Source organism: Shewanella olleyana (assembly GCF_023283825.1).
Taxonomy (GTDB): domain Bacteria; phylum Pseudomonadota; class Gammaproteobacteria; order Enterobacterales; family Shewanellaceae; genus Shewanella; species Shewanella olleyana.
In genome coordinates this window covers 71,047-83,844 of sequence record NZ_JAKILD010000002.1, presented here as the reverse complement: position 1 = coordinate 83,844, position 12,798 = coordinate 71,047, and the positions used below count along the sequence as shown (strand labels likewise).

Here is a 12,798-nt window from a genome sequence, read left to right as displayed (position 1 = left end):
TTGATACTTTACTCAATAAGATAAAAACCAGTATCCAGTTAATCATCTCAGAAGAAATCTTGAGAAAATCAACCGCGATACTGGTTTAAACTTCTAACTAAGGTTTAAATCAAAGTTATTATTTCTCACGATTACTTATCCATTTAGACAAAGGTTTCGCAGATATACCGTGAACAATTAAACTAATAAACACGGTGCAGATGACTGTCATTGCAATGAAATCACCGCCTGGCAGATCTCGCTCTAACATGATCACCACAAATACAATTGATGCTAGGCCTCGCGGGCCAAACCAACCAAGGAATAACCTCGAAGATATATCTTCGCCTTTACAGCCCAAAGCTAAAAATACAGGAAGCATTCTGACTATGGTTAAACTCAATAACGCATAGAGCAACATAGTCCAAGTAAATGACTCAAATGCAGGCCCAATAATCATGGCGCCAAACAGCATCCACGTTAAAAGAGCTAAGATTTCACCAATACCCTCTGTTGGTAAAATCAATTTCTGTTTATGCTCATTCATTAAATAACCAAATAATAAGCCCCCTGTGAACGCTGCTATATATCCGCTTCCTTCTAATGATTGTGAAATAGCAAAGCAGCACAAAGCAAGAGTTAATACTATGTTTTGGCTCCAGACTTCTGCAATCCAATTTTTGTTATAGCAATAAGTAATAAGCTTGGTTGCAATATAACTACATGAAAGACCGACAATTAAACCAACCCCTAACTCTTCTAAAAAATAGGTTAAGGCAATTTGCGTTACTTCTCCTTCAGCGACACTACCAGCAGCTAATGCTAAAAATACAAATAATATTGGCACGCATAAACCGTCATTTAACCCACTTTCAATATTTAAGCCTTCACGTAACTTGGGGGGAACTATTGGGCTAGATACAACAGCTTTACCAAGCGCTGCATCCGTTGCCGCAAGCATTGTAGCCAAAGCGGCAATCTCATAAACAGACAAATTGGGGAATAACAGATAACCCACGATGAAACCAAGTACAATAGCGCCAGGTAAACCATAAAGGAGCATTCTCGAAGGAATAGAGATATGACGTTTGAGGACACTCAAATTACTATTAGATGCATCGCAAAAAAGAACGACAGCAAGTGTTAGGTCTGCGAAAACACGCATCCCAGAACCATCAGCAGTTTTACCTAGCCAACCTAAGACTGATGGACCTAATACAAAACCAACAACCACAAAAACCATAGGCCCAGATATCATCGAATTTTCAACTCTACCTGCAATAACGCTATAACAGAACGCAAAAATGGCCAATATGGCCAACTCTTCATACATTATTCAATCTCCACATTTAGCTTATGGTCGATAAACCAATTAAGATTATTTATTAGGCCGTGTTGACCTTCGATGGTTAAATTTTGTTCGAGATAAAAGTGTTTTAATTGAGGCGGATGGATTGATGCCTAGTCATCTAAGCGAAATTCATCCAACAAAGAGTAAAACACTTTTAGTCGAACCCTTTGGGCAGCGTTTGTTGGCGATTTTTACTGCGTTATCGACTTTTTATGTAGAATAACTACACCACAAAGTCTCTGCCTTGTATAAATGGCCAACAATTCGCTGCAAAAACAACCTTGAAAGATCAACACCCCCTAATATCTCTACAGTAGACTTTTTAATAACTAGGTCGCAACTTTGATTTAGCTACAACTATGATTCTGCCAGTTAGGAGCTATTAATTCAGCACCTTAACACTTTTTAGTAACATCTTTTTATAAAACAGTAATAGGCTCTTATCGACATGTCTTAATAATTCTAATATCTCCCGAGGTCATGTTGGTTCTTGTTGATTGAATTACGTTCGAATCAGTGTTCTATTTAACGTCTCCTTAATCATAATGTTTAAATAAGAAATTTTGTTCAGGACAGCCTGGAAAACCAGGCGCGGTGCCGATGATTGTAAAACCATTCTTTTGATAAAAGTCAGAAGCTTGGAATGCCAAAGTATCAACTTGTGCAGCAAGACAGCCTCGCTTTCTGGCTTCACTTTCAGCGAGCGCCATAAGTTTATAACCTAGCCCTTCACCTCTTAGTTTTTCATCAACCCACAATACATTAATCAAAAACTTATTATAAATGGTTCTTCCTGCTAATCCTGCAATCACATTATCATTGTCATCTTTTATAACAACAGTTAGTGGCTTTGATGTTTCATCCCCCATTTGCTCATGATTAAATGAGCGCACACCTGCAACTAACTGCTCAACAATTTGTTCAGCTTCTGTATTTATCACTTCAATCTTCACGCTTATTTCCTTCAACACTCAGTTTGTTATTGTCGTCTGCAATTTGTTAATAGAGTCGCTATTAGACTAAAACACATACTACAAATACGCACATTTAAAATTGAATTTTTTTCACTACAAAAATATATATACTCAGCTCACGAATAAATCAACCAACAAAAAGGCCGCTACTCTGTAGCGGCCTTTAAATTTCTTATATGAATTTAAATCAACCCACCTTGAGAAATTAACTATAGGTATTGCTTAAGAAAAACCAAATACTTATTTGAAGCACTAATTCGATTATCCTTTTTACTGAATCCATGACCTTCATCATCAAAAATCAGATAATCAACATGAGTTCCACCAGCACGAATAGATTCAACCATTTCATCACTTTCGATTTTTAATACCCTTGGATCATTTGCCCCTTGCACTACTAACACAGGGCTTTTAACTTGATGACCAAAAAATACTGGAGAGATATTGTGTAACCTTTCTCCATCGACTGCAGGGTCACCTAATTCATCATATAAGCTTTTTCTGAACGCTTCCCAATATGGTGGAATGCTTTCTAGGGTTCGAACCCAATTGGTTACACCAAAAATATTGATCCCAACTTTAAACTCATCGGTGAATGCCATTGCAGCCATTGTTAAGTAGCCACCATAACTGCCACCCATCACGCCGATTTTATCAGCATCAACCCAATCTAAACTTTGTAGGTACTTTTTGTTATATACCACATCTCGTAAATCATCTTCACCATGACGTTTATCATCTAAGTGAAAGAATGTTTTACCGTAACCGCTTGAACCACGATTATTGATTTTAACGATCGCGTAGCCATTATTGACCAAATGCTGAACCGTGGCAGAGTAGCCCTTACGTGATTGCCCTCCTGGCCCGCCATGTATATAGATTAAGGCAGGCACTTTGGTAAACTCAGCTTGTTTAGGCTTATATAAAATAGCGGGGATCTCAACACCATCGAAGCTTTTGAATCGAATGACTTCGCCCGCCACTAAATTTTCTTCTTTGATCGCTGGATTGCCAGAGTTAGTCAGGCGCAATACTTTATCTGTGCCTAGTTTATGACTATATAAATTAGATGGTGAGGTATCGGAATTGATATAGAACACCATTGACGAAGAGTCTTGTGAGAAATTAACTCCACGTAGATCGCCACTAGGTAACGCAGGTAAAGACAGTGCTTTATTATTGCTAACATCAGTAATGGTTAACTGAGTTTGAGCATCAGCATTAATACCGGTAATTTGATAACGGCCATCTTTAGAAAAATAGCTAAAACTGACATCCCAATCCGCTTTATAGTTTAACTCACTTTCACCTGTACCAATATCATAGGTCCAAGCCTGGTTAAACTCGCCAAACTCATTGGTAGCATATAACAGCTGCTTATTATCTTTGGTAAAGGTATAGGCATAATAAGAAACATCACCAGTATGCTCTGTGATTAATCTAGGCTTAGACATCTTTAAACGTAAATCGACTAAATATAAATCGGTGTTGCTATTAGAATGATTTTTACTTAAAGCGATAAAACGTCCATTAGGACTTATGCTCTCTACAGTGAAGCCTGAATCATTTTTGTATATTAAAGAACGACTATAATCAGCTGTATTATATTGATAAACATCAAAATATTTTGGATCGCGTTCATTGGTCATTACAAAAAATGATTCATCACCTTCATGCCATGACAGCATCATTGCTTTAAGGCCTTCGCCAGGCGTTAAATCAATTTCTGACCCATCATAGTCTTGAACAAATAAATGGTTTAATTCATCTCCACCTTTATCAGCGCTATAAAGAAAACGATCGTCCTTTGGAAACCACGATTCAACATAGATTGACTCTTCTGTAGAAAATGTTAATTGAGTTGTTTTTAAACCATCTACAGGCACCTTGTAGGCATTAAAAATACCGCTATCATCATTACTAACCAGTACAGCACTACCAGAGTGATTTATCGACGAACCAAATACACTGGTGGTTTTATAGAACTCTTCTGCGCTATAACTTTTAAAATTGCTTTGTGCGGGAGGTGAAATTTGAGGGGCTGTTTGTACTTGTTTATCTGCAGTGGAGCAACCTGTCAGCACTAGCGCAATCACTGCGCTACTCATCAGCGTCTTAAGCATAATATATCCTTATTTGCTTGAAATTGATTTTCTCAATAAATTGACAACTCAACAGCTTACTAAGAAATTGAACACAAATTAAACTAACATTTACATGCTTTAATGGCTAATGTGTTTACTCATTTAAAACCTTTAAATTGTAACGCTTTAATTTGCTGTATTTCATCTGGCGTTAAGGCTTTATAGCCTCTTGGATAAGCCCAGCCATATCCCCAACGATAGGTAGTTGGAAAATATGGACTACCGCCGACACGCACGCCAGCTAGCATTAACTCAGCTATTTGAGGCTGTCCCACTTTTGCGACGCATTGTTTTAATCGTTTATCAGAGTCAAGTCTCTGTTTGTAACTGCCGCCTTGCCAATAATCAAAGTCATGGGCAGTACAACACTTAAGCCAAAGTTGTTGATGCTGTAAAGTGCCATCAGGGAACACACTGCAGCTATCAGAAGTGAATGGTACTATTTCATCGTCAAATGAAAGGTTATACCAATCAGCATAAGAACATGATCATTCTTACTGGTTAAAATCGCTTATAACTTCGTTATAAATTTTGTAGGTAGAGCAACTAGCTAGCTGCAATTCCAGCCTTGTTCTAAACGATTTTCCCTACGTAATATCTGATCACTTATTTATCCCAATTGGTATTAAATAAGCCGCCAGCAATCAAATAAGCTGACACCCACCCCGTATCTAAAATACGACTTATTGATTTTATTAAACAAGTTAATTCCGAAAAACCAGCAGATAGCTATGTTTATCTTGAGTTAGCATTTCTGTTTGTTCAGGTACGTGATAATTAATTAAGGCAGCGATAACAAAAAAAACCAGAAAGGTTACCGCCAGAGCAGCAAATATAACTGCTATAAATCGTAAAAATGTAGCCATAATTTTGCTAACTTTTTCTGATAAATTTATTCATCTTTGTATGATGATTTGATTTCTAAAATTTGCTCTAAGCATTGATTAAACAGAATGACCAATGCAGGGTCAAAATGTTTACCCGCTTCATCATTAATTAATTTTGCTGCGTCTTCAACAGACCATGCCTTTGGTATGGCCTTTCAAATGACAACACTGTAGAACTAAGGAATATATTACAAGGAGTTAGAATCACAATCATCATTTATCGTTAGCAAACATAACGGTGACGATATTTACTTACTAGTTTTATCGTTATATAACTAAACAAGCTTATCCCAAGCACATCTGCAATTAAATCGCTAATATCAAATGTCCTCGTCGCTATAAACCCTTGGCTTATTTCTTCAAGCAAAACAAAAATACTGATTATCCCAACGGCATAATAGATTCGAATTGGCTTTCTTGGATTAATTGGATTAGATGGATCATAGTTAAGCGTAAAGAAAGCACACTTAGACGCCAGTAAACTTATTGCTGTTAGGCTGCCAAATAGACAGAAATGACCCAATTTATCACCATATGGAATGGCTCTGACAAGATCAAAAAAGATATTATTCCCGCCAGAATTTGCTTGAAAGATAATCCACACGATAAAAGCTAAAAAACTAATACAGCTCAATATACTGACAATATATAACACTCTATTGTGATCAGTACGATTGATGTTTAGCTGCTTTTCATTAGCCGCTTTAATTTGATGACGAGATTTATCTGGGTCGGTATTAAGCGTCATTATCTAATTATTCCATTAATAACTGTCTACAAAGTACACAGCATTACTTGCTATCCATTAATAGAGATCAGATTACACATGAGCGCTTTATTTAAGCAAGCTAACATTAACAAGAATATACCTTTAAAATCATTGTATTGGTTTAGTTCCTAATGCTAAATCTATTGCAGCATTAGCATGGATTTTGGTTGTATCGTACAAAGGCACTTTAGTGTCAGATTGATTAATGAGTAACGCTATTTCTGTACAGCCCAAAATTACGGCTTCGGCGCCTTGGACAAATAACCCCTCTACAATCGATAAGTAAGCCGCTTTAGACTTCGGCGCCTTGGACAAATAACCCCTCTACAATCGATAAGTAAGCCGCTTTAGACTTCGGCTTAAACTCACCTTTACACAATTCGTTATATATAACCTCATGTACTACTTTTTGCTCTGACTCACTTGGCACTATAACGGTAATATCATGCTTATCTTTTAAACGTCCTTTATAAAAATCTTGCTGCATGGTGAACCCTGTGCCTAATAACCCAACTGTTTTAACGCCATCACTGATAAGTCGCTCAGCTGTGGCATCTGCAATATGTAAAATCGGAATATTAATGTGGGCTGATATTTCTTCATAGACTTTGTGCATCGTATTAGTGCAAATTAATAGAAAATCAGCACCCGCTTTTTCTACATTTAGCGCAGTTTGAGAAAGGATAATAGCTGTTTGTTGCCAATTGCCTTGATGCTGCAACTTTTCAATTTCATCAAAATCAACACTCAACATCGCTATTTTTGCGGAGTGTAAACCTCCCAACTGCCTGTTAACCCCTTCGTTGAGAGCTTTGTAATAGCTCGCCGTTGATTCCCAGCTCATCCCGCCAAGCAAACCGATGGTCTTCATATTGATTTCCTATTAAAAAGAATTAAAACAGCACTGTATATTTTCTACCGATCAGCGGGATGCGCTACCCCATCGTATAAGCTGACTTGTTCAATTTTTAAAGGGTTAATCCCATCTAAACAAGCTATGTTAAAACCAAATTGTTTTGGATTGGAGCGGCGCTGATGATGGGCATAAATTCCGCAAATTTGACAGAAGTAATGATTCGCCGTCATGGTATTAAACTAATACAGGCTCAAATAGTCTTCGCCTTTAATAAATCGAATCGCGTCCAGAGTAATTGAAGCAACAATAGCACCACGGCGGCGGCACATACTGCAATCACAGCGCCGAACATCCACTAAACCATCAGGTAATGACAATTCCATTTGTACAGCGCCGCAATGGCAACTTGCTTGGTGCAAAGGCTGTATTTTAACTTTATCCACCTCAGTCAATATGATCATTACGCTTCCTTATTCTGTTAACTGTATTACATCCAATTTACTCGGTGGTGATTAGACAATAAGTTAACACGATTATTAGAGCTAAATGAACTAACAGATTGAAGCTGACGTCTTGAATCAGAAAGATGAACAAGAATGATAAACCAGACCGATTAAAGACAGTCGCTAAATAAAAAAGGAGCCAAGGCTCCTTTCTTTTGTTACTTTTTACATTGATTACTGCTTGTAAATTTTTCCGCCTTTCATAACAAAATCTACATCTAATAACTCTTCGATATTCTTAAGTGGACTGCCATCTGTGGCAATAATATCGGCATATTTACCCACTTCAATGGTACCTAACTTTTCAGACATATCGATGAGATCAGCAGCATTAACAGTTGCCGACTTTAAGATATCGCTGTTTGTCATTCCGGCTTGATGCATTAAAACCGCTTCTTGGGCATTAATACCATGTTTAGACACACCACTGTCTGTACCAAATGCTATTTTAACGCCTGCTTTGTAAGACTTTTCAAAGTTTGCCAACATGTCAGGACCGACTTTTATCGCCTTAGCCTTTACGGGTTCAGACATAAAACCAGAGGTTTCGGCCATATCCACAACCGTCGCGCCAGCTAATAATGTAGGCACTAAATAAGCCCCAGTTTGCTTAAACAATTTAATGGTTTCGTCATCAGCGTAGCTGCCATGTTCAACGCTATCGACACCTGCGCGAAGTGCGGCGTTAATCCCGGCTGTAGCATGTGCATGACTAGCAACTTTTCGGCCTAAACCATGCGCTGTTTCAACAATCTCTTTTAACTCTAAATTCGTCATTTGTTGGCCAGTACCCGTATCGGTATCAGATAACACGCCACCAGTTGATGCCACTTTAATAGCATCAGCGCCATATTTGATGGCTTGTCGGGTCATTTTACGGCACTCGTAAGGTCCATCACATAACGTTTTTGGCGACTTCATCGCTAACAAATCAGGCGCCATGCCGTCAGCATCTAAGTGCCCGCCTGTAATCGAAATGCCAGCAGCCGCAATGATACGTGGGCCATCTATCCAGCCTTTCTCGACGCCATCACGTAATGCATACATTTGCTCGGGTTCACTTAATAAATCCCTTACTGTCGTAAAACCTGACATCAAGGTCGTTTTGGCATAATGAACGCTTTTCATCGCCACATCAGCATCTGAGAGTTTCACTGTGTCTTTGGTGTTATCTGGCCCCAGTTCCATTTGCAGATGGACGTGCATATCCATTAAACCTGGCATAACAAAGCTGTCTGACAAATCAATCAGCTTGGCATCTTTAGCAATCTTATTCGCCGCGACAAATCCTTTTTTAACCGCAATAATTTCACCGTCTTTAATAACAACAGTTTGCTTAGTCAGTGGCGACTTGCCAGGTATAGTGAGTAGTTCACCGGCATGAATCACTTTGGTTTCAGCAAACACAGAGTGAGACAACAAAGCGCTGACCATCATTGAAGCTAGCGTTAATTTTTTTGTAAATTGTAGTTTTTTTATTGTTTTCATAAGAAATATACCAGCAGCAACAAAGGCTTTATTATTAGGGCCTGTTGAGCTTTCAAGGTTGTTTTTGCAGCGAATTGTTGGCCATTTATACAAGGCAGAGACTTTGTGGTGTAGTTATTCTGCATAAAAAGTCGATAACGCAGTAAAAATCGCCAACAAACGTTGCCCAAAGGGTTCGACTAAAAGTGTTTTACTCTTTGTTGGATGAATCTTTGTGAATAAAAGGTGCTTAGATGACTAGGCATCAATCCATCCGCCTCAATTAAAACACTTTTATCTCGAACAAAATTTAACCAGAAAAGATCAACAGACCCTAGTTTTTTAGTTTATATTATTTAAAACATTATCAAGGATAGGCATTTAAGGCCTATCTCAATAGACACTTAATATAACTCACCCAACACGTATGTAAATATTAGTTCACATAATTTTACCATTTTCGGGTCTTGTGGTAATTTATGCTTACAAAATTAACCCTCTAATTAATATAAAAAAGGGTTATAAAAGTCCATCGAACCTCATTCGCTTTCATTAATAGTCAAGGAATACTTATGAACAAAGGCATATATCTGGTGTTAATGATGACGCCAATGGCCGCAGCCATTGGCACATCATCAGCATTAGCCAACACCACAACGACTGTCCCACCTACCAATACATTACAACTTGAAGATATCTTCACATTGGAATATGCCTCCAATCTTGAAATTAACAATGATGGCGACGAGGTCTATTTTGTCCGTAATTACATGGACATTCATAACGATAAAAAGCTTGGGAATATTTGGAAAGTCGATAGTAAGAAGCGTTTAACGCCAGTAACTAACGGTTTGCATTTGGACTTTTCACCGACATTGTCTCCCGATAACTCGAAGCTCGCTTATATTTCAACAGCCAGTGGCTCACCACAAATTCACATTAAATGGTTAGAAACCGGTGATGCAGGTCAAATGAGTCATTTTAGCCACAGTCCGAGTAACCTTACTTGGTCACCTGATGGCACACAAATCGCTTTTACTCGCTTTGTACCGAGCAAACCTAAATCGGTCGTGTCACTGCCAGGTAAACCTCAAAATGCTGAGTGGGCTAAACCTGCTGTCTACATTGATGACATGTATTATCGTTTTGATGGCGCAGGTTTTACCAAACCAGGTAACAGCCATATCTTTGTTATGTCAGCCAATGGCGGCTCAGCAAGACAAATCACCCAAGGCGAATTTGATCATCGCGGCAATATCAGTTGGTCTAAAGACGGTAAGCAATTGATTTACGCAACCAATACCCGTGAAGATAAAGAGCTTGAATGGACAGACAGTAATATTTTTAGTGTTAACCTCCAATCTCAACAAGTGACACAATTAACCGATCGACTAGGCCCTGATAATGCACCGCATGTATCACCCAACGGCAAATACATTGCATATTTAGGTTACGATCAACACCACATGAACTATGAGAACACCCTACTCTATGTCATGGATATCGACGGCAAGAATAAACGTGCGATAACAACCGATTTAGACCGTTCAATTAATAGCATCCAATGGGCTGATAACAGCAAAGCTGTGTATATGAGTTATCACGATAAAGGTGAAACTTATGTGGCTTACCAGCCGTTAAGTGGCAAGCGCAAAATCGTCGCTGAAAATCTAGGTGGACTTGCATTTGGCCGCCCATACACAGGCAGCGAATTTGATGTCGCAGAAAATGGCACTATTGCTTTCACTTACTCAAACCCGCAACGACCAGCAGATATTGCTATTACTCGAAAAGGGAAAACCAATCAGTTAACTGATTTAAACAGTGATGCGCTTGATTACAAGACATTAGCTGATATTAAAGAAATTAATGTGAAGTCATCTTATGATGATAGAAATATTCAAGCTTGGGTTGCATACCCACCTAATTACCAAGCCGACAAAAAAGCCGGTAAAACATTCCCTCTAATTTTAGAGATCCATGGCGGCCCAGTAACTAACTATGGCCCTCACTTCTCTGCCGAAATTCAGCTAATGGCGGCAAGTGGCTATGTGGTGGTGTATGCCAACCCTCGAGGGAGTGACAGTTATGGTAAAGAGTTTGCCCAAACAATTCATAATAACTATCCAAGCCAAGATTATGATGACTTAATGTCAGTTGTTGATGGCGTGATCGCTCAAGATGCAATTAATGAAGATGCTTTGTTCGTCACTGGTGGCTCAGGTGGTGGTGTATTAACAGCATGGATTATCGGCCATACCAACAGATTTAAAGCAGCAGTTGTCGCCAAGCCAGTCATTAATTGGTATAGCTTTGCTTTAACCACTGATATTTATCCGTTTGTGATTAAAAATTGGTTTAAAAAAATGCCATGGGAAGATACAGCCCATTACATGAAACTGTCGCCAATTAGTTATGTCGGCAATGTCACCACACCAACTATGCTATTAACAGGTGAAGCAGATCAACGAACACCGATTGCTGAAACAGAGCAGTATTACCAAGCACTTAAACTGCGTAACATCGATACTGCGATGGTGAGAATACCAGATGCACCTCATGGTATTTATAAAAGACCAAGTAACTTAATGTCTAAAGTTGCCCATATTCTATGGTGGTTTGAGCAATATCAACAGCCTCAGTAAGCTGTGAGCATTTAATTTTATAAATAACAAAGCCAGAGTCATGACTCTGGTTTTTTCTTATTTGCGATATTTAGTTTTTAGCTGTCTTCCTTAATTGCCCAACCCTTTACTGCGATACAGTCCGCATGCTGATTAAAAAATAAAAACAGATTAGTAAACGCGATACCAGCTTCAGCTTTTGTTGATTGACTATCCAACATTGCAGCCTTACCTTGAGATGCCATCAGTGCACAGTCACTTGCCTGCTGTACGAATATTTCATTATCTGCTGCCATTTCACCATACTCAGGATGAACTACGATTGGTGGCGTTGTACTAATAGAACAAGAGATAAGTGAGGTAACTATTAAGCATAAGGTTAAGAATTTGGTGGCTTGGCCTGTGAATGTCATAAGAATCCTTTCTGTATATCTCGATTTTATTTGTGCTTAATGATGATACTGATTTAAACGTAAGTTAGCAGCTATGTCCTTGATGATGCATTCTTCTATATTGAAGTAAACCACTTGTTCTAACTCAGCTTTATCACATTAATACAAAGAATTTAAGCAGAACCTCTTCATCTTCTCCTCATGTAAAAAGCGTTATTATCTATATTATTTAAATCAAATTGTCAGGGATTACATGTTCACTATTGCACTAAAACAGATTCGCCAACATTTTATTAATATCTTTATTTTTATCTGTTCGTTCGCTGCTTTTGTCGTGAGTCAATTATTAATGACTCACTGATTTATTTATCAGTTCTATCAGTTCTTTTAGTAAGAAATCGATTAAACAGGAGTTAACCTATGTTGTACTTAACTGACATATATGAGCAAGTTATAGGTCAAATTAAAACTAAATTCCCATTGTTATTAACGATCATCGTAACGGTTTTGATGAGTGGTTGCACCACAGTAACCCATTCCCCTGCAGTAAAAGCTCATTCAGCAAAAGTATCATCTACAATAGTCCATCATCACGTCGCACCTAAAAAGGTCGTTGTTGTAAAACCAGTAAGGAAATCACAAGTCGTAGTGATCAAAAAATATCGCTAGTAACTCTATGTCGGGTTATTAATTGAATAATCACAATAACTAACTCTTAAAAATCATAATGCCCTTTGTAAAATAACGGGCTCTTTCGATAAATATGGCAGATAGATTGAAATTTGAACCCTACATTAATGCGCTACAAACCTTTTAACTGTAGGGTCGAACTATCTCAAATTCCACAAAGCA

The 12,798-nt window shown here is 38.2% G+C and carries 9 protein-coding genes and 3 pseudogenes; 3 read left to right on the top strand and 9 right to left on the bottom strand.

Annotated features, from left to right (window positions below; translation table 11 throughout):
* Window positions 1–118 precede the first annotated feature (118 nt).
* The gene (locus tag L2735_RS01905) at window positions 119–1,312 is read right to left on the bottom strand and encodes a cation:proton antiporter (protein WP_248983091.1); all 1,194 of its coding nucleotides are present in this window, start codon (window positions 1,310–1,312) and stop codon (window positions 119–121) included.
* A gap of 124 nt (window positions 1,313–1,436) precedes the next feature.
* Here L2735_RS01905 and L2735_RS20140 point away from each other — a divergent pair.
* A pseudogene (locus L2735_RS20140) lies at window positions 1,437–1,676 on the top strand (hypothetical protein).
* A 190-nt stretch (window positions 1,677–1,866) separates the two neighbouring features.
* Here L2735_RS20140 and L2735_RS01895 read toward each other — a convergent pair.
* The 7 genes and pseudogenes from L2735_RS01895 to L2735_RS01865 all read right to left on the bottom strand — a co-directional run bounded on the left by L2735_RS01895 (window position 1,867) and on the right by L2735_RS01865 (window position 8,900).
* Window positions 1,867–2,283 (bottom strand): GNAT family N-acetyltransferase, encoded by a 417-nt coding sequence (locus L2735_RS01895; protein ID WP_248983090.1) that lies wholly within the window; start codon window positions 2,281–2,283, stop codon window positions 1,867–1,869.
* A 230-nt stretch (window positions 2,284–2,513) separates the two neighbouring features.
* A complete protein-coding gene (locus L2735_RS01890) occupies window positions 2,514–4,427 on the bottom strand; it encodes a S9 family peptidase (RefSeq protein WP_248983089.1) in 1,914 nt (637 codons plus the stop codon).
* A 119-nt stretch (window positions 4,428–4,546) separates the two neighbouring features.
* Window positions 4,547–4,861, bottom strand: a complete 315-nt coding sequence (locus L2735_RS01885) for a hypothetical protein (protein WP_248983088.1) — start codon at window positions 4,859–4,861, stop codon at window positions 4,547–4,549.
* A 697-nt stretch (window positions 4,862–5,558) separates the two neighbouring features.
* Window positions 5,559–6,083, bottom strand: coding sequence for a VanZ family protein (locus tag L2735_RS01880; protein ID WP_248983087.1), 525 nt, complete (start codon window positions 6,081–6,083; stop codon window positions 5,559–5,561).
* Window positions 6,084–6,212: 129 nt separating this feature from the next.
* Window positions 6,213–6,975: pseudogene (locus tag L2735_RS01875) on the bottom strand (aspartate/glutamate racemase family protein).
* 44 nt (window positions 6,976–7,019) lie between these two features.
* Window positions 7,020–7,415: pseudogene (locus L2735_RS01870) on the bottom strand (GFA family protein).
* A 222-nt stretch (window positions 7,416–7,637) separates the two neighbouring features.
* On the bottom strand, window positions 7,638–8,900 hold the full coding sequence (locus tag L2735_RS01865) for a metal-dependent hydrolase family protein (RefSeq protein WP_428848283.1): 1,263 nt from the start codon (window positions 8,898–8,900) through the stop codon (window positions 7,638–7,640).
* Window positions 8,901–9,541: 641 nt separating this feature from the next.
* Here L2735_RS01865 and L2735_RS01860 point away from each other — a divergent pair.
* Window positions 9,542–11,575: a S9 family peptidase gene (locus L2735_RS01860; protein WP_248983240.1), complete on the top strand. Its 2,034-nt coding sequence runs from the start codon at window positions 9,542–9,544 to the stop codon at window positions 11,573–11,575.
* Window positions 11,576–11,652: 77 nt separating this feature from the next.
* On the opposite strand, the gene L2735_RS01855 is transcribed toward L2735_RS01860, so the two are convergent.
* Window positions 11,653–11,967, bottom strand: coding sequence for a hypothetical protein (locus L2735_RS01855; RefSeq protein WP_248983085.1), 315 nt, complete (start codon window positions 11,965–11,967; stop codon window positions 11,653–11,655).
* Window positions 11,968–12,366: 399 nt separating this feature from the next.
* Here L2735_RS01855 and L2735_RS01850 point away from each other — a divergent pair, with 399 nt between their 5' ends.
* Window positions 12,367–12,615 (top strand): hypothetical protein, encoded by a 249-nt coding sequence (locus L2735_RS01850; RefSeq protein WP_248983084.1) that lies wholly within the window; start codon window positions 12,367–12,369, stop codon window positions 12,613–12,615.
* Window positions 12,616–12,798 lie beyond the last annotated feature (183 nt).

Excerpts from the sequence above, each read along its gene's own strand:
- L2735_RS01860 (WP_248983240.1), top strand. The coding sequence starts at position 9,542 with ATGGCCGCAGCCATTGGCACATCATCAGCATTAGCCAACACCACAACG.
- L2735_RS01850 (WP_248983084.1), top strand. The coding sequence starts at position 12,367 with ATGTTGTACTTAACTGACATATATGAGCAAGTTATAGGTCAAATTAAA.
- L2735_RS01890 (WP_248983089.1), bottom strand. The coding sequence starts at position 4,427 with ATGCTTAAGACGCTGATGAGTAGCGCAGTGATTGCGCTAGTGCTGACA.
- L2735_RS01880 (WP_248983087.1), bottom strand. The coding sequence starts at position 6,083 with ATGACGCTTAATACCGACCCAGATAAATCTCGTCATCAAATTAAAGCG.
- L2735_RS01855 (WP_248983085.1), bottom strand. The coding sequence starts at position 11,967 with ATGACATTCACAGGCCAAGCCACCAAATTCTTAACCTTATGCTTAATA.
- L2735_RS01905 (WP_248983091.1), bottom strand. The coding sequence starts at position 1,312 with ATGTATGAAGAGTTGGCCATATTGGCCATTTTTGCGTTCTGTTATAGC.
- L2735_RS01865 (WP_428848283.1), bottom strand. The coding sequence starts at position 8,900 with ATGATGGTCAGCGCTTTGTTGTCTCACTCTGTGTTTGCTGAAACCAAA.